General features: G+C 63.6%; 12 protein-coding genes and 1 tRNA gene. 8 read left to right on the forward strand and 5 right to left on the reverse strand.

Annotated elements, in window-relative coordinates; translation table 11 throughout:
- Window positions 1-35: 35 nt before the first annotated feature.
- A complete protein-coding gene (locus tag LY284_RS02095) occupies window positions 36-1,916 on the reverse strand; it encodes an ABC transporter ATP-binding protein (protein ID WP_014191935.1) in 1,881 nt (626 codons plus the stop codon).
- Between the two features lie 840 nt (window positions 1,917-2,756).
- Between LY284_RS02095 and LY284_RS02100 the strand changes: the two genes are divergently transcribed.
- From LY284_RS02100 to LY284_RS02110, 3 genes are all read left to right on the forward strand, one after another.
- Window positions 2,757-3,821, forward strand: a complete 1,065-nt coding sequence (locus tag LY284_RS02100) for a glycosyltransferase family 4 protein (protein WP_014191934.1) — start codon at window positions 2,757-2,759, stop codon at window positions 3,819-3,821.
- A 220-nt stretch (window positions 3,822-4,041) separates the two neighbouring features.
- Window positions 4,042-4,872 (forward strand): hypothetical protein, encoded by an 831-nt coding sequence (locus tag LY284_RS02105; RefSeq protein WP_014191933.1) that lies wholly within the window; start codon window positions 4,042-4,044, stop codon window positions 4,870-4,872.
- Window positions 4,873-4,936: 64 nt separating this feature from the next.
- Window positions 4,937-5,410 (forward strand): DUF2214 family protein, encoded by a 474-nt coding sequence (locus LY284_RS02110; RefSeq protein ID WP_041730544.1) that lies wholly within the window; start codon window positions 4,937-4,939, stop codon window positions 5,408-5,410.
- 106 nt (window positions 5,411-5,516) lie between these two features.
- Here the strand turns inward: LY284_RS02110 and LY284_RS02115 are convergent.
- From LY284_RS02115 to LY284_RS02130, 4 genes are all read right to left on the reverse strand, one after another.
- Window positions 5,517-5,591, reverse strand: a tRNA-Val gene (locus LY284_RS02115).
- A gap of 68 nt (window positions 5,592-5,659) precedes the next feature.
- The gene (dnaQ, locus tag LY284_RS02120; RefSeq protein ID WP_014191931.1) at window positions 5,660-6,397 is read right to left on the reverse strand and encodes a DNA polymerase III subunit epsilon; all 738 of its coding nucleotides are present in this window, start codon (window positions 6,395-6,397) and stop codon (window positions 5,660-5,662) included.
- A gap of 30 nt (window positions 6,398-6,427) precedes the next feature.
- Complete coding sequence (gene rnhA / locus LY284_RS02125; protein ID WP_014191930.1) at window positions 6,428-6,889, reverse strand: ribonuclease HI; 462 nt, start codon at window positions 6,887-6,889, stop codon at window positions 6,428-6,430.
- Window positions 6,889-7,722 (reverse strand): class I SAM-dependent methyltransferase, encoded by an 834-nt coding sequence (locus LY284_RS02130; protein ID WP_014191929.1) that lies wholly within the window; start codon window positions 7,720-7,722, stop codon window positions 6,889-6,891. The genes rnhA and LY284_RS02130 overlap by 1 nt, the downstream gene beginning before the upstream one ends.
- A 39-nt stretch (window positions 7,723-7,761) precedes the next feature.
- Between LY284_RS02130 and gloB the strand changes: the two genes are divergently transcribed.
- From gloB to carB, 5 genes are all read left to right on the forward strand, one after another.
- Window positions 7,762-8,598, forward strand: coding sequence for a hydroxyacylglutathione hydrolase (gene gloB / locus LY284_RS02135; RefSeq protein WP_014191928.1), 837 nt, complete (start codon window positions 7,762-7,764; stop codon window positions 8,596-8,598).
- Between the two features lie 160 nt (window positions 8,599-8,758).
- On the forward strand, window positions 8,759-10,399 hold the full coding sequence (locus LY284_RS02140; RefSeq protein WP_014191927.1) for a transglycosylase SLT domain-containing protein: 1,641 nt from the start codon (window positions 8,759-8,761) through the stop codon (window positions 10,397-10,399).
- A 126-nt stretch (window positions 10,400-10,525) separates the two neighbouring features.
- A complete protein-coding gene (locus tag LY284_RS02145) occupies window positions 10,526-11,770 on the forward strand; it encodes a nitrate/nitrite transporter (RefSeq protein WP_233384187.1) in 1,245 nt (414 codons plus the stop codon).
- Window positions 11,771-12,113: 343 nt separating this feature from the next.
- A complete protein-coding gene (carA, locus tag LY284_RS02150) occupies window positions 12,114-13,256 on the forward strand; it encodes a glutamine-hydrolyzing carbamoyl-phosphate synthase small subunit (RefSeq protein WP_014191925.1) in 1,143 nt (380 codons plus the stop codon).
- A gap of 36 nt (window positions 13,257-13,292) precedes the next feature.
- Window positions 13,293-16,547 carry a carbamoyl-phosphate synthase large subunit gene (gene carB / locus LY284_RS02155; RefSeq protein WP_014191924.1) on the forward strand — a complete coding sequence of 1,085 codons (3,255 nt, stop codon included), beginning with the start codon at window positions 13,293-13,295 and terminating at the stop codon, window positions 16,545-16,547.
- Window positions 16,548-16,636: the final 89 nt, after the last annotated feature.

The following is a 16,636-nucleotide window of genomic DNA, read 5'->3' on the forward strand; positions in this document are numbered from 1 at the left end:
TTTGAGGAACAGCGGCTTTTCTCAATCGAAGCCGGTCAGGCGGGCTGCTTGTGCGGCGTCGCGACGATCGACGGCACCTTGCCGTGCTGCTTCGCCAGCAATTCACGATACAGACCCGGACGCTCGCGCAAGGCCTGCGGCGAGCCGTCGTCGATGACCTTGCCCGCGCTCATCACGATGATGCGGTCGAAGTTCTGGAGCGTCGACAACCGGTGCGCGATCGCGATCACCGTGCGGCCGACCATCAGCCGGTCGAGCGCCTGCTGGATCGCCTCTTCCGATGCGCTATCGAGCGCGGAGGTCGCTTCGTCGAGCAGGAGAATCGGCGCGTTCTTGAGGATTGCCCGCGCAATCGCGATACGCTGGCGCTGGCCGCCCGACAGCTTCACGCCGCGGTCGCCGACGATGGTATCGAAGCCTTCCGGCATCGCTTCGATGAAGTCGGTGCAGCGCGCCTCGCGCGCGGCGGCGAGCACTTCCTCGCGGCTCGCCTCCGGACGTCCGTAGGCGATGTTCTCGAACACCGTGCGGTGAAACAGCGAAATATCCTGCGGCACGAGCGCGATCGCGTGGCGCAGGCTGTCCTGCGTGATCGCGCCGATATCCTGGCCATCGATCTTGATGCTGCCCTTCTGCGTCTCGTAAAAGCGCTGCAAAAGCGCGAGCACCGTCGATTTCCCCGCGCCCGACTTGCCGATCAGGCCCACGCGCTGGCCCGGCTCGATATGAATGTTGAAGTTATCGAGAATCGGGCGGCGGCGCGGATACGCGAACGTGACGCCCTCGAAATCCACGCGCCCGCCCTGCGGCACGAGTTCGGTCGCATCCGAGCGGTCCGGCATGCCGTGCGGTTCGAGCAGCGTCTGCACGGCTTCAGCGAGTCGCGCGACGTGTTGCGTCACATCGACGAGCGCGACGGCGAGATCGCGCGTGCCGTGCAGGATCGTGAAGCCGAGCGAGCTGACGAGCACGATATCGCCGGAAGTGGCGCGGCCCTGCGACCACAGCCACAGCGCCCAGCCGAGCAGGCCGGCGGACAAAATCGCCGTCACGACCGCGTGAAAGAGCCGCAGCTTTTCGAGATACAGCAGGCTTTGCTGGCGCGCGACCATTTCGGCCTTCACGGTCGAGCCGAAGCGCTTCTGCTCGCGGAAGGTCATGCCGAACGCGCGCACGAGCGACATGTTCCCGATCACGTCGACGAGCTCGCCGTCCACCGACGCCGCCTTCGACGCGAAATTGTGATGCCGCGCCGAGCCGCGCTTCGCAAGCCGGTAGAGGATCAGCGCAAGGATCAGCGACGCGGCCATCAAGCCCGCCGCCATCAGCGGATTGACGGAGACGATCATGACGATCGCGCCCAGCACCGCGATGCACGGCGGCAGGACGTTCCACGCCATCACGTTTTCCGAGGTGTAGATCGCGTTCGATGTCGCCGTGATGCGGCTCGCGAGCATGCCGGGCTGTTTCTCGGAGAAGTACGTCGGCGAATGGCCGGACAGGTACGAGAACAGGTCTTTGCGCAAGTCGCCGGTGACGATCACGAACACGTGCGCGCCGACCCAGCCGCCGACCCGCCACAGCAGGTTGTCGGCGGCGATCAGGCCGACCAGGATCATGAACGCGCCCCAGAGCGGGCCGGGATGTCCGCGGCCTTGCCCGAGCACGTCGATCAGATGCTTGATCGCGTACTGCGAGGCGAGCGCGCAGCCGACCGCCGCGAACACGCTGAACAGCACGATGGCATGGGCGACGGGGTGCCGGCGGATGTAGCGCAGCAGGAACGCGAGCGGTCGATGCGCGTAGCTCGAAAGCTTCGCGTTGTGCGCGTTACGCTGGGAGACGGTGAGTTGGTCCAATGGTCTTTTTTGGTCGTAGAGCGGTTGAGCGTGTGTTGCGCCTTCGGGCACTGCCATGCGCTGCGATGTACGGCAACCGGCATGCGATGCGCCGCCCGGTGCGGCGCGACTGACGTCAAGCGAGGCGACGCTGCGCCGTCTCCATTCCGAATTGTAGCCAGTATCGGGGAGGGCAACGCGTCTTCGGGCATATGACGCTCGGCGCATGTGGCCATCCGAACATCGCCCGCGGCACACTTCGGGCTGCCCGAGCGCCAGAGCCACCGGGCGCGGGGCTCACGGTACGGGCGCGAATTGTAAGCGCAGTGATCGCATCGCGAAACTTTTTGCGATGCCGCGCCCGCCGGCGGACGTCACGCCCCGCCGCAGCGATGCAGAAAAGCACGTGCCGCGCCAGGCGGCGGTCCGGACGATGCGGCGAGGCTCCTGCGGCCAGTTCGTTACCGCGAGGTGCGTGCCATCGCCCGAGCAGTGTCGAAAGCCCGTGCTCCAATGTAGAACATCCCTAATAAACAGGGGTTTGCAAAGTGTTTCCCCCTTGTAACAAGGTAAATAAGTTGAAATGGCTGCCTGCTGCGGTCTGTAAAAAGCTCCATAATCCACTCCGGGTTTGCCCCTAGGCCATCGACAGGTTTTTGCAAGTTCCGGTCAACCGCCAAAGCCGATGCGCGTTAATTGCTGGCGCGCGACCGTTTTTGACACGTGGAACCTAATTTGCTTTGTCCAAACGCCTGCGCGACAAACCGGTGATCAGCGACCCCGCTTTTTCACTCGAGCATCAGCCTTAGCGCCGCGGCGACCGCGCCGCGGAAAGCTTCGCCCGAGCCGAGCGATTCGCTCTCCAACGTCAACACGACAGCAGTATTTAGCCTGACCTTTCATTAGGAGTTTCACGACATGCGAATCGCTCAAATCGCGCCCCTCCACGAGGCTGTTCCGCCGAAGCTTTACGGCGGCACGGAACGCGTGGTGTCTTATCTGACCGAGGCACTCGTGGATGCTGGACACGACGTCACGCTCTTCGCGAGCGGCGATTCGCAGACCTCCGCGAAGCTCGAAGCCTTCTGGCCGCAGGCGTTGCGCCTCGACCCGACCATCCGCGACGTGATGGCCCCGCACATGCTGCTGCTCGAAGAAGTCCGCCGCCGCGCCGACGAATTCGACGTGCTGCATTTCCACATCGACTATTACCCGTTCTCGCTGTTCGCGCGCCAGCCGGTGCCGTTCCTGACGACCATGCACGGCCGTCTCGACCTGCCCGAACTGCAGCCGATCTTCAACACGTTCAGCGACGTGCCGGTCATCTCGATCTCGGATAACCAGCGTCAGCCGCTGCAACAGGCGAACTGGCTGTCGACCGTGTATCACGGTCTGCCCGAAGACGTGCTCACGCCGATCCCCAACGTGGAGCCGGGCTACCTCGCATTCCTCGGCCGCGTTTCGCCGGAGAAGGGCCTCGACCGCGCGATCCGTATTGCCGGCCAGGCAGGCATGAAGCTCAAGGTCGCCGCCAAGATCGACAAGGCCGACCGCGCCTATTACGAAGAAACGATCAAGCCGCTGATGGCGCTGCCGCACGTCGAGTACATCGGCGAAATCGGCGAAGCCGAAAAGCGTGAGTTCCTCGGCAACGCGCATGCGCTGGTGTTCCCGATCGACTGGCCGGAGCCTTTCGGTCTGGTGATGATCGAAGCGATGGCCTGCGGCACGCCGGTGATCGCGTTCAACCGCGGCTCGGTGCCGGAAGTCATCGAGAACGGCGTGTCGGGCTTCGTCGTCGAAGACGAGCTCAGCGCGATCGCCGCGGTGAAGCGTCTCGACACGCTGCCGCGCGCGAAGGTGCGTGCCGCGTTCGAAAAGCGCTTCTCGTCGAAGGTGATGGCGGCGAACTACGTCAACGTCTACGAAGAGCTGCTGCGCCAGAAGCGCCGCACCGTGCTGCGCGAAGTCAACGCCAGCTAAGCAAGACTTGCCGCCTCGGGCGGCATCGGCGGCAAAACAACGCCCCGCGCGCCTCAAGGCCCGCGGGGCGTTGTCGTAATAGCACACACGGGCATGCCTTTGGAGCGCAAGACCGCGCTACGGTTGTGAAACCTCTGACGACATCCGTAATCTCCCTATAATGACCGGGCTTCGCCATGCGCGAAGCGGCTTGCATCGTACGTGGACAGGAGTGTTTCTTTTGGCGAGACCCAAGCAAATCAGCGCGAGCCCGGCACCGGGCGCGGGCACCGTGTTCGCCCTGCGGGCCATCGGGCTGGTGCTCGCGGCGCGCTGGGCGTTCTCGATGTCGCAGATGGGCTACCTGTCTTCGCTTCGCGCGATGACATCGTCGCCGTGGGCGTGCCTGAACCTCGTGCTGATCTTTCTTCTTATCGTGTTGCCGGGCGCGAAAGCGCGCGCGGAGCGTCCGCTGCATCCGCTGCCGCAATGGCTGCGGCAGGCGCTGCGCTTTCTGGCGTTGCTGGCCTTCGGTTTCGCGATGTTTTCTGTCGGCGCGTTCATCTGGAGTTCGGGCTGGCGGCGTTTCACGCAGGCGCTCGCCGAGACCAACGGCTGGCTCGTCGTCGGGCCGGCGCTCTATGCGGTCATCATGTGGATCTGCCGGCCGCGCGCGCTCTGGCGTACGAACATCGCCGCGCGCCGTTTTGCGATTGGCCGCTACGCGATTTCGCTCGATCCGGTCACGCGCACGGCCGTTGTCTGGGCGGAAAGCCGCAAGCTCGGGCAGTACGACGCGCGCGAATTGTCGGTGAAGTGGCCGGCGCCGCCGCCGGATGTCTCGCCATCGGCCACCATGCTCACGCCCGCCACTGAGCCCGCCGCGCCCGCGATGCGTTCGAGCGGCGAAGCCCGGCGCGGCCTCTTTGCGCGCCGGCCGAAAGTCGAATTGCTGTGGGATTCGCCTGCCGCGGCGGGGCACAATCGCACCACCGTGTTCCGCGCGCCGCTCGCGAGCGAAGGCGATCGCAACGCGGCGCGCGCACTCGACGCGACGCTGCGTCAGGTCTGAATCGCCCGCTTTCGTCAGCCGGTATTGCCGTACACGTCGTTTCTGTCTCTTGCGGGAGGAAAGGATGCTGATACGTTGGTTGCTCGCCGCGCTCCATCTTCTTGGCTTCGGCTTCGCGCTGGGGTCGGTGCTGGCGCGTGCGCGCGCCTTGCGCCGTCTGGAGCCGACGCAGTCCATTCAGGCGAACGAACTGCGCCTGCGCGACGTGTTCCGATCCGACAGCGTGTGGGGCGTCACCGCGATCGTGCTGATCGTGACGGGTGTGATGCGCGCGTTCGGCGGCTTCGAGAAGGGCGGCGCGTACTATCTGCACGAACCGCTGTTTCATCTGAAGATGACGGCGCTCGTCGTGATACTGCTGATCGAAGTCTCGCCGATGCTCGCGCTGATCCGCTGGCGGATTGCGCTCGCGCAGGGCGGGCCGATCGATCTGACGCGCGCGCGGCGCTTTGCGTGGCTGAGCGAATTCGAAGCGGCGCTCGTCATCGTCATGGTGATCGCGGCGAGCGGCATGGCGCGGGGCGTGTGGGCCTCGTAGCGCGCCGGAAGATAGCGCCGGACGATACAAATGAAAAAGGGCTCAGGTCGTTAAACCTGAGCCCTTTTGATCTTCGGTGTCTTGGCTTTACCAGCACCAGGAATTCTGGTGGGTAGTACTGGGATCGAACCAGTGACCCCTGCCGTGTGAAGGCAGTGCTCTACCGCTGAGCTAACCACCCGAAGAGAAACGAGATTATGTCAGGCGTTTCGCGTTCCGTCTAGTGCTTCATTAAGTAAATTCGAAAAATTATGCCGGGACGGGTTCGCCCTCGGCAGGCGCGGGTTCGGTGCGCCACACGCTCGTGCCCTTGAGCGCCTTATCCAGATCGGTCAGCACCGCTTCGTGCGCGGCGAGTTCTTCCGCGCTCGCGACAATCACGGGCAGATCGAGATCGTCGAGCGCAATGCGCGATGTCGAAATCGAGCCCGATGCGGGCTGGTCGCCGAGCATGTCGATGACGAGGCTTTCCTGGCCGCGCGTCATCGCGAGATAGACCTCGGCGAGCAGTTCCGAGTCGAGCAACGCGCCGTGCAGCGTGCGATGCGCGTTGCTGATGCCGAAGCGGTCGCACAGCGCGTCGAGCGAATTGCGCTTGCCGGGGAACATCTGCTTGGCTTGCGCGAGCGAATCGATCACGCCGGCGCACGTCTGGGCTACCTTCGGCAATCCGAGCTGCGCGAACTCCATGTCGAGAAAGCCGACGTCGAAGGGCGCGTTATGGATAATCAACTCCGCGTCCGCGATGAAATCGCGCAACTGCGCGGCGATCTCCGCGAACTTCGGTTTGTCGGAGAGGAATTCGGTCGTGAGGCCGTGCACCGCGAGCGCGCCGGGATCGCTGTCGCGCTCCGGGTTCACGTAGAGGTGCAGGTTGTTGCCTGTAAGACGTCGATTCACCAGCTCGACGCAGCCGATTTCGATGATCCGGTCGCCCGTTCTCGCATTCAGGCCGGTGGTTTCGGTGTCCAGTATCAGTTGGCGCATAGAGGGCGTGTTCTTTGGCTTGTTCGTTGATTAGCTGTCGGCGAGCGACGTCACGCCGCGATTGGCGAGCGCATCGGCGCGTTCGTTTTCCGGGTGGCCCGCATGGCCCTTGACCCAGCGCCATTCGATCTCATGCTGCGCGACGAGGCCATCGAGCCGCTTCCACAGATCGGCATTCTTCACGGGCGTTTTCGCGGCGGTCATCCAGTTCTTTTTCTTCCAGCCGTGGATCCATTCGCTGATGCCTTTCTGCACGTATTGCGAATCGGTGTGGATGATCGCGCGGCACGGGCGCTTCAACGCCTCGAGCGCGGAAATGACCGCCATGAGTTCCATGCGGTTGTTGGTGGTTGCGGCTTCCCCTCCGAACAGCTCCTTCTCCAGCGAGCCGAAACGGAGCAGGGCGCCCCAGCCGCCGGGACCGGGATTGCCTTTGCAGGCGCCGTCCGTGTAGATGTCGATTACCTTGTTCGATTCGGTTTCTTGAGTCATCAATGCTCGTTGCGAGTCTCGTTGCGCGTATGGGGAGCGGCGACCGGCGCGAGGCCAGGCGCGAGCGCGGGTTTCTTCAGCTTGCGCGGTCCGATGAGGCGCATGCCGCGCACGCGCTTCACCGCGGTGATCATGTACGCCGCGCCGAAGATGGGCCACCAGCGGTCGCCGGCGGCTTCCATGAATTGATAGCGTTGCAGCCACTTGTCCGCGACGAGCGGCGGACGATAACAGCCGAAGCGCCCGCGTTCAAGGTCGAACCCGAGCAGCTTGATCCAGTCTTTGATGCGCGTGAAGGCGATCATCTCGTGCGCGGCCGGCACGAACGGCCGTCCCGCCACCTTGCCGAGCGATTGCCGCGCGCCCCACAGGCTCAGCGAATTGAAGCCGAGGATGATCAACTGCCCTTCGGGCACGAGCACGCGCTCGGCTTCACGCAGCAGCCGGTGCGGATCGGGCGAGAATTCGAGCGTGTGCGGCAGCACGAGCAGATCGACGCTCTGCGCTTCGAACGGCAGATCGAGCAGATCGCACCACACGGTGCTGCGCCCGTCCGGCGCGCTCGCGGCGGGCAGCGCGCTCACGCCGGGCGTGCTCGCGCGCGGTGGCGCATAGGGCGCGCTCGATGCGCTTTCGGCGTCGAGCACGAGCGCACGGCCGGTCATGCGATTCTCGCGCAACGCGTCGAGCTGCGGCATGCCGAGCTGAAGCGCGTGATAGCCGAAGATGTCGGACACCACATGATCGAGCTGCGCCTGCTCCCAGTCGAGCACGTAGCGTCCGGGCGCCGAGCTCGTCCAGGTGGGCCAGTCTATAATCGATCGGTCAGACATGGTCGGGTTGCCGCATAGAAGATCGCTATGGATTCGCTAATGAAGAATTCGCCTGCTCAGGATGCATTGGTTCGAAATGCGCTCGAATACGTGCCGGTTCCGGCGTTCGAGGACAACTACATCTGGCTCGTCTCGGACTCGCGCGATGCGGTCGTGGTCGACCCCGGCGATGCGGCGCCTGTGGAGGCGTATCTCGCCAAACGCGGCTGGCGGCTGACCGCTATTTTACTCACGCACCACCATCAGGACCACGTCGGCGGCGTGAAAGCACTGCTCGATAGCCGAAAGGCAGAGGGCGGGATTCCCGTCTATGGCCCGGCTGGCGAGCGCATCGAACATCTGACCACGCGCGTGACGGGCGGCGACAGCGTGCAGATCGAACATCCGCCGATGGCACTTTCCGTAATCGACGTGCCCGGTCACACGGCAGGGCATATCGCCTATTTCCAGGCCGATGACGGAAGCGGCACGCCGCATCTTTTTTGCGGCGACACGCTCTTCGCGAGCGGCTGCGGCCGTCTCTTCGAAGGCACGGCGCAGCAGATGCTGAGCTCGCTCGACGCGCTCGCCGCGCTGCCTGAGAGCACGCAGGTTCACTGCGCGCACGAATATACGCTGTCGAATATCCGCTTTGCCCGCGCGTGCGAGCCGGACAACGCGGCGCTGCTTCGCTGGAGCGACGACGCACAGGCGCTGCGGTCCGCGGGCAAGCCGACTCTGCCGACGACCATCGGACACGAAAAGGCGGTGAATCCGTTTTTGCGCGCGGATATACCCTCGATTCAGGCGACGCTTTCGACGCAATTTGGCGTGCCAGTGACGGACCGGCTCGACGCTTTTCGAGTGATGCGAGGCTGGAAAGATAAGTTCCGTTAACCCGAAACTATGGGTGGAACTTCATCCGAAACGTGGGAATCGGCGTTAGATGCTGGATTTTGCAGGGGTTTTGCGCGCATTCTTATTGACGTCTTAAGGGCGGTTCCGTACTATCGGCTGCAAATTTCCAAGCATTATTTTGTGGAAGCCGAGACGTTCCATGCGACTAACTCTTAGTGCGCTGTCCGTCCTGATGCTCGCCGCCTGCGCGAGCCAAGGGCCGACAGTGTCCGATCCCATTTCAGCCTCCGCGAATTCCAACGCCTCGCAGCAACAAGTCGCCGACACCATTCGCCGCACCGCAGCAGCCAAGGAAACCATCAACGTCGACAAGACGCCCGTCACTTCGCTCGCGGGTTCGTCCGACCTGTGGAACCGCATTCGCAGTGGCTTCCAGATTCCCGATCTGCAGAGCGACCTCGTCGATATGCAGGTCAACTGGTACGCGCAGCGCCCGGATTACGTCGAGCGCATGACCACGCGCTCGCAGAAGTACCTGTATCACATCGTCGAGGAGCTGGAGCAGCGTCACATGCCGACCGAGCTGGCGCTGCTGCCGTTCATCGAGTCGGCGTACAGCCCGCAGGCGTTGTCGGTCGCCAAGGCGGCGGGCATGTGGCAGTTCATGCCGGGCACCGGGCGCGACTACAACCTCAAGCAGAACATGTGGAAGGACGAGCGCCGCGACGTGCTCGCGTCGACGAGCGCCGCGCTCGACTACCTCCAGCGCCTGCACGACATGTTCGGCGACTGGCATCTCGCGCTCGCCGCGTACAACTGGGGCGAGGGCAACGTGCAGCGCGCGATCGCGCGTAACGAGGCGGCGGGCCTGCCGACCGACTACGAAAGCCTGCGCATGCCCAACGAAACGCGCAATTACGTGCCGAAGTTGCAGGCGGTCAAGAATATCGTCGGCAACCCGCAAATGTACGGGCTCACGCTGCCGGACATTCCGAACCATCCCTATTTCGTGACGGTCACGACCGCGCGCGACATCGACGTGACGATGGCCGCGAAGCTCGCCGGCATGAGCGTGGAAGAATTCCGCTCGCTCAATCCGTCGTTCTCCAAGCCCGTGATTCTCGGCGCGACCAATCCGCAGGTTTTGCTGCCGTTCGACAACGCAACATCGTTCCAGCGCAATCTCTCGTCTTACTCGGGCGCGCTGTCGTCGTGGACCACGTACACCGTGACGGAGCGCGCGCGTCCGGCGGCGATCGCCGAGAAGATTGGCGTCGATGCCGATACGCTCATGTCCGTCAATCGCATTCCGGCGGGCATGCGCTTGAAGCCCGGCTCGACGATCGTCGTGCCGCGCACGGATGATGACGACGAAGACATCAGCGCCGATGTCGCCGAAAACGCCACGCTCGCGATCGAGCGCGACGTGCCCGACACGCGCAGGCTCGTGATCCGCGTGCGCCGCAAGCAGGCCGTTACGACGCTGGCGGACCGCTACAACGTGTCTCCGGCGCAGGTGCGCGCCTGGAATCGCACGCGTGGCGACATGGTCATGCCGGGTCAGGTCGTCGTGCTGCATGTGCCGTACGGCCGTTCGGTGCCGGCCGAGCCGGGCCCGGTGCGCGTCGAGACGGTGGCGGCGTCGAGCCGCTCGTCCGGCGGCGTGTCGCGGATCGGCACGCGCGTGCCGGAGTCGAAGCCGTCGCGCGGCAAGGCGACTGCCCATTCTTCCGGAAAAGTGACGAAAGTGTCGGCATCCACGGCATCGCATGCTGCCAAGCCCGCCGCGGCCAAGACCGCGAAGCCGGCAACCAGCACGAAGAGCACCAAGAAAAAGTAAGCGGAGGCATTCGGTCCGCGCGCTAATCCACGCCGTCACCAAGGTGACGGCGTTTTTATGTCGATCGTCCCGTTAAACTGGCGCTTCAGAAAAATCGAAGAAACGCCCCAGCAACGTACGTTTCGCATGCCGTCCACTGTCCGTCTCCGCGTCTTTTTCCTGTTCGCCGCCGGTTACTTCGTCTCGTACGTATTCCGTGGCGTCAATCTCGGCTTCGCGCCGCTCATCACGCACGACCTCGGCCTGTCCGCCGCCGATCTCGGCCTGCTCACCTCGCTGTATTTCATCGGCTTTGCGCTGGCGCAAATTCCCGTCGGCGTGCTGCTCGATCATTTCGGGCCGGCGCGCGTGACCGCGGGCATGCTGGTGTTCGCGGCGGCGGGCATCGGCGTGTTCGGCGCATCGAGCGGTCTGGCAGGCCTGATGGCGGGGCGGCTCTTGATCGGCGTCGGCGTGTCGGTGTGTCTGGCCGCGGCGTTCAAGGCGTCGGCGCAGCATTTTCCGGTCTGGCGCCTGCCGCTCATCAACGGACTGACGATGGCCGTTGGCGGACTGGGCGGCGTCGTCGTGGGGTCGCCGCTCTCGTCGCTGCTGCATGTCGCGACGTGGCGTCAGGTGTGCTTCGGGCTGGCCGTCTTCACGCTCGTCGTCGCGGCGGCGATCGCGCTGTTCGCCCCGCGCAAGGCGGACGCGCATCATCAGGCGGACATCGTCACGCAGTTCAAGGGCACGTGGCACATCATGAAGAGCGCCGCGTTCTGGAAAATCGCGTCATTTCCCGTCGTCACGCAGGGCGTGTTTTTCGCGATGCAGTCGCTCTGGATCCGCCCCTATCTCACCGATGTGATGGACCTCACGCCGGGTCACGCGTCCGCGCTCGTGTCCGTGCTCGGTTTCGCGATGATGTTCGGCTCCGTCAGCTTCGGCGCGGCGGCGCGCAGCCTGGAGGGGCGCGGCGTGTCGGTGTATGCGTTCTGCGGCGTGGGCATGGTGCTTTTCGTCGTCACGCAGTTGTTGATGGTCTTGCGCGTGCCGCTTCCGCCCGCCGTGCTGATCGCGGCGTATGGCGTTTTCGGCGGCACCGGCATTCTGAGTTACGCGGTCGCGGCGCGCTATTTCCCGACACACATGGCCGGACGCGTGAACACGACGCTGACGCTCGTCATCTTTCTGTTGATCTTCGGCTTTCAGGTCGGCGTCGGCGCGATGCTGTCGCTATGGCCGGCGCAAGCGGGGCGCTTTCCGGCGTCGGCGCACATCACCGTCTGGGCGGCGCTGATCGCGCTGCAAGTCGCGAGCGCGATCTGGTACATGCTGCCGGGCCGCGCGCTGCAGCGAGGCGAGCCGGAAGTGGAAAACGCGGCGTCGTAATCGCTGCGCCGCCGCGCGGGGATGCTCAAGCGGAGCAATCCCAAATTTGGCAGATGTGGCGTTTTAACGCTATAATTCGAAGGTTTGAGCATATCAACCCGCACCCTAGCGCCTACCTCCCATTCACCGTCGTTCGCTGCGCATCAGCTGCGCGCCGCACGCGCCCATCGCCCGCTTGAAGACTCCGTTGCCACGCTCATCGCGTGCCGGTTCGAGCCGCGATGCGCGCTTCGCGAGCCGCCGCACTGTGCAAAGGAAACCCGCGTGCTTTTGAGCCGCGGGAAGCCAAGCCTGAATTTCGGACAGACAGGTCGGTAACAGGGTGTCCCCCAAGGAGCTTCCCGTGTTGCCGTCATTTTCCCCCGCACTGCTCGCACTTGCCGACGGCACGGTCTTTCGTGGTCAATCGATCGGCGCGCCCGGTTCGACGATCGGCGAAGTGGTATTCAACACCGCCATCACCGGCTATCAGGAAATCCTGACCGATCCGAGCTACGCGCAGCAGATCGTCACGCTGACCTATCCGCATATCGGCAACTACGGCGTGAATGCCGAAGACGTCGAAGCCACCAAAGTCCATGCCGCCGGTCTCATCATCCGCGACCTGCCGGTTCTCGCATCCAACTTCCGTTCCGAGCAAACGCTCGCCGACTATCTGAAGGCGCAGGGCGTCGTCGCGATCGCGGGAATCGACACGCGCAAGCTCACGCGCATTCTTCGCGAGAAGGGCGCGCAGAACGGCTGCATTCTCGCGGGCTCCGACGACGAAGCGAAGGCGCTCGAACTCGCGCGCTCGTTCCCCGGCCTCGCCGGCATGGATCTCGCAAAAGTCGTATCGACGCAAAAGCCTTACGAGTGGACGCAGACCGAATGGCGTCTCAGTAGCGGCTACGGCAAGCAGGAAGCGCCGAAGTACCGCGTCGTCGCGTTCGATTACGGCGTCAAGTTCAACATTCTGCGCATGCTGGCCGAGCGCGGCTGTCACGTCACGGTGCTGCCGGCGCAAGCGACGGCCGCCGATGCGCTCGCGCTCAATCCGGACGGCGTCTTCCTGTCGAACGGCCCCGGCGATCCCGAGCCTTGCGATTACGCGATCGCGGCGACGAAGGAATTCATCGAGCGCGGCATTCCGACCTTCGGCATCTGTCTCGGCCATCAGATCATGGGCCTCGCCGTCGGCGCAAAGACCATGAAGATGAAAACAGGCCACCATGGCGCGAACCATCCGGTGAAGGACATGGAAGACGGGCGTGTCGTGATCACGTCGCAGAACCACGGTTTCGCGGTCGATGCCTCGACGCTGCCTGCCAACGCGAAGGTCACGCACGTCTCGCTGTTCGACGGCACGCTGCAAGGCTTCGCGCTCACGGACAAGCCCGCGTTCTGCTTCCAGGGCCATCCGGAAGCGTCGCCCGGCCCGCACGACATCGCGTATCTGTTCGACCGCTTCATCAAGCTGATGGAAGCGCAAAAGGTCGCAGCGTAAAGAACAGAACACAGCACATATTCATCGAGAGCAGTTATGCCGAAGCGCACAGACATCAAGAGCATCCTCATCATCGGCGCGGGCCCGATCATCATCGGCCAGGCGTGCGAGTTCGACTATTCGGGCGCGCAGGCTTGTAAGGCGCTGCGTGAGGAAGGCTACAAGGTCATCCTCGTCAACAGCAATCCGGCGACGATCATGACCGACCCCAACACGGCCGACGTCACGTACATCGAGCCGATCTCGTGGGAAGTCGTCGAACGCATCATTGCGAAGGAGCGCCCGGACGCGATCCTCCCGACGATGGGCGGACAGACCGCGCTCAATTGCGCGCTCGATCTCTTCCATCACGGCGTGCTGGAGAAGTACAAGGTCGAGCTGATCGGCGCATCGCCGGAAGCGATCGACAAGGCGGAAGACCGCCAGAAGTTCAAGGACGCGATGACGAAGATCGGCCTCGGCTCGGCCAAGTCGGGCATCGCGCATTCGATGGAAGAGGCGCTCGCGGTTCAGGCGCAGATCGCGGAAGCCACCGGCAGCGGCGGGTATCCGACCGTCATTCGCCCGTCGTTCACACTGGGCGGCTCGGGCGGCGGCATTGCGTACAACAAGGAAGAGTTCGAGGAGATTTGCCGCCGCGGTCTCGATCTTTCGCCCACGCGCGAACTGCTGATCGAAGAATCGCTGCTCGGCTGGAAAGAGTACGAGATGGAAGTCGTCCGCGATAAAAAGGACAACTGCATCATCGTCTGCTCGATCGAAAACCTCGACCCGATGGGTGTGCATACTGGCGACTCGATCACCGTCGCGCCGGCGCAAACGCTCACCGACAAAGAGTATCAAGTGCTGCGTAACGCATCGCTTGCGGTGCTGCGCGAAATCGGCGTCGATACGGGCGGCTCCAACGTGCAGTTCGCGATCAACCCGAACGATGGCCGCATGGTCGTCATCGAGATGAATCCGCGTGTGTCGCGTTCTTCCGCTTTGGCTTCGAAGGCAACGGGTTTCCCGATCGCCAAGGTCGCCGCGAAGCTCGCCTGCGGCTATACGCTCGACGAACTGAAGAACGAGATTACCGGCGGACAAACGCCTGCATCGTTCGAACCGACGATCGACTACGTCGTGACGAAGGTGCCGCGCTTCGCGTTCGAAAAATTCCGCGAAGCCGATTCGCGCCTGACGACGCAAATGAAGTCGGTCGGCGAAGTGATGGCGATGGGCCGCACGTTCCAGGAATCGTTCCAGAAGGCGCTGCGCGGTCTGGAAGTGGGCGTCGACGGTCTCGATGAAAAGACCACGAGCCGCGACGAGGTCATTCGTGAAATCGGCGAGCCGGGTCCGGACCGCATCTGGTATCTCGGCGACGCGTTCCGTCTCGGCCTCACGATGGAAGAGATCTTCGAAGAGACGTCGATCGATCCCTGGTTCCTCGCGCAGATCGAACAGATCATCCTGAAGGAAAAGGCGCTGGAAGGCCGCACGCTCGCGAGCCTGACGCGCGACGAACTGCTGTATCTGAAGAAGAGCGGCTTCTCGGATCGCCGTCTCGCGAAGCTCACGGGTTCGAATCAGGCCGACGTGCGCAAGAAGCGCCACGAACTCAAAGTGCGTCCGGTGTATAAGCGCGTCGACACGTGCGCCGCCGAATTCGCGACGAAGACGGCATACATGTACTCGACCTACGAGGAAGAGTGCGAGGCGAATCCGACGGACAAGAAGAAGATCATGGTGCTGGGCGGCGGCCCGAACCGGATCGGACAGGGTATCGAGTTTGACTACTGCTGCGTGCATGCCGCGCTCGCGATGCGCGAGGACGGCTATGAAACCATCATGGTCAACTGCAATCCGGAAACCGTCTCGACCGACTACGACACGTCCGACCGTCTGTACTTCGAATCGCTGACGCTCGAAGACGTGCTCGAAATCGTCGATCTGGAAAAGCCCGTTGGCGTGATCGTGCAGTACGGCGGCCAGACGCCGCTCAAGCTCGCGCTCGATCTCGAAGCGAACGGTGTGCCGATCATCGGTACGTCGCCGGACATGATCGACGCCGCCGAAGACCGCGAGCGCTTCCAGAAGCTGCTAAAGGATCTCGATCTGCGCCAGCCGCCGAATCGCACGGCGCGTGCGGAAGACGAAGCGCTCGAGCTTGCCGAGGAAATCGGTTATCCGCTGGTCGTGCGTCCTTCGTACGTGCTGGGCGGCCGCGCCATGGAAATCGTCCACGAGCCGCGCGATCTCGAACGCTACATGCGCGAGGCCGTGAAGGTGTCGAACGACTCGCCGGTGCTGCTCGACCGCTTCCTGAACGACGCGATCGAATGCGACGTCGATTGCATCTCCGATGGCGACGACGTCTTCATCGGTGGCGTGATGGAGCACATCGAGCAGGCAGGCGTGCACTCGGGCGACTCGGCTTGCTCGCTGCCGCCGTACTCGCTGTCGAAGGACACCGTCGACGAACTGAAGCGGCAAACTGCCGCGATGGCGAAGGCGCTGAACGTCATCGGCCTGATGAACGTGCAGTTCGCGATCCAGCAAGTTCCGCAGAACGATGGCTCGAAAAAGGACATCATCTACGTGCTGGAAGTGAATCCGCGCGCATCGCGCACGGTGCCGTACGTGTCGAAGGCGACCGGTCTGCCGCTCGCGAAGATCGCCGCGCGCGCGATGGTCGGTCAGAAGCTGAAGACACAAGGCGTCACGAAGGAAGTGATTCCGCCGTACTTCAGCGTGAAGGAAGCGGTGTTCCCGTTCGTCAAGTTCCCGGCGGTCGATCCGGTGCTTGGACCGGAAATGCGCTCGACTGGCGAAGTGATGGGCGTGGGCCGCACGTTCGGCGAAGCGTTGTTTAAGTCGCAACTCGCGGCAGGTTCGCGTCTGCCGGAATCGGGCACGGTGCTCCTGACCGTGATGGACGCCGACAAGCCGAAGGCTGTGGAAGTCGCGCAGATGCTGCACGAGCTCGGCTATCCGATCGTTGCGACCAAGGGCACGGCCGCGGCCATCGCGGCGGCGGGCGTGCCGGTGAAGACGGTCAACAAGGTGAAGGACGGCCGTCCGCACATCGTCGACATGATCAAGAACGGCGAGATCGCGCTCGTCTTCACGACCGTCGACGAAACGCGTGCCGCTATCGCCGACTCGCGCTCGATCCGCATGAGCGCGCAGGCCAACAAGGTCACGTACTACACGACCATGTCGGGCGCGCGCGCGGCGGTGGAAGGGCTGCGCTATCTGCGCGATTTGGAAGTCTATGATTTACAAGGCTTGCATGCTCGCCTAAACTAAGGCTTCGATTACCGGTCTAAGCATCACGAGCCGCGGTTAAGCGGCGTCTCCTGTCAAGGGAGATGCGCTTAACCGCGGTAATTTTTTTG

Origin of the sequence: Caballeronia sp. PC1 (genome assembly GCF_021353155.1) — a bacterium.
GTDB lineage: Bacteria > Pseudomonadota > Gammaproteobacteria > Burkholderiales > Burkholderiaceae > Caballeronia > Caballeronia cordobensis.

What these genes read in the sequence shown, in the direction of transcription:
- LY284_RS02095 (WP_014191935.1), bottom strand. Translation starts at nt 1,916, where the DNA reads ATGGCAGTGCCCGAAGGCGCAACACACGCTCAACCGCTCTACGACCAA.
- LY284_RS02100 (WP_014191934.1), top strand. Translation starts at nt 2,757, where the DNA reads ATGCGAATCGCTCAAATCGCGCCCCTCCACGAGGCTGTTCCGCCGAAG.
- LY284_RS02110 (WP_041730544.1), top strand. Translation starts at nt 4,937, where the DNA reads ATGCTGATACGTTGGTTGCTCGCCGCGCTCCATCTTCTTGGCTTCGGC.
- dnaQ (WP_014191931.1), bottom strand. Translation starts at nt 6,397, where the DNA reads ATGCGCCAACTGATACTGGACACCGAAACCACCGGCCTGAATGCGAGA.
- rnhA (WP_014191930.1), bottom strand. Translation starts at nt 6,889, where the DNA reads ATGACTCAAGAAACCGAATCGAACAAGGTAATCGACATCTACACGGAC.
- LY284_RS02130 (WP_014191929.1), bottom strand. Translation starts at nt 7,722, where the DNA reads ATGTCTGACCGATCGATTATAGACTGGCCCACCTGGACGAGCTCGGCG.
- gloB (WP_014191928.1), top strand. Translation starts at nt 7,762, where the DNA reads ATGAAGAATTCGCCTGCTCAGGATGCATTGGTTCGAAATGCGCTCGAA.
- LY284_RS02140 (WP_014191927.1), top strand. Translation starts at nt 8,759, where the DNA reads ATGCGACTAACTCTTAGTGCGCTGTCCGTCCTGATGCTCGCCGCCTGC.
- LY284_RS02145 (WP_233384187.1), top strand. Translation starts at nt 10,526, where the DNA reads ATGCCGTCCACTGTCCGTCTCCGCGTCTTTTTCCTGTTCGCCGCCGGT.
- carB (WP_014191924.1), top strand. Translation starts at nt 13,293, where the DNA reads ATGCCGAAGCGCACAGACATCAAGAGCATCCTCATCATCGGCGCGGGC.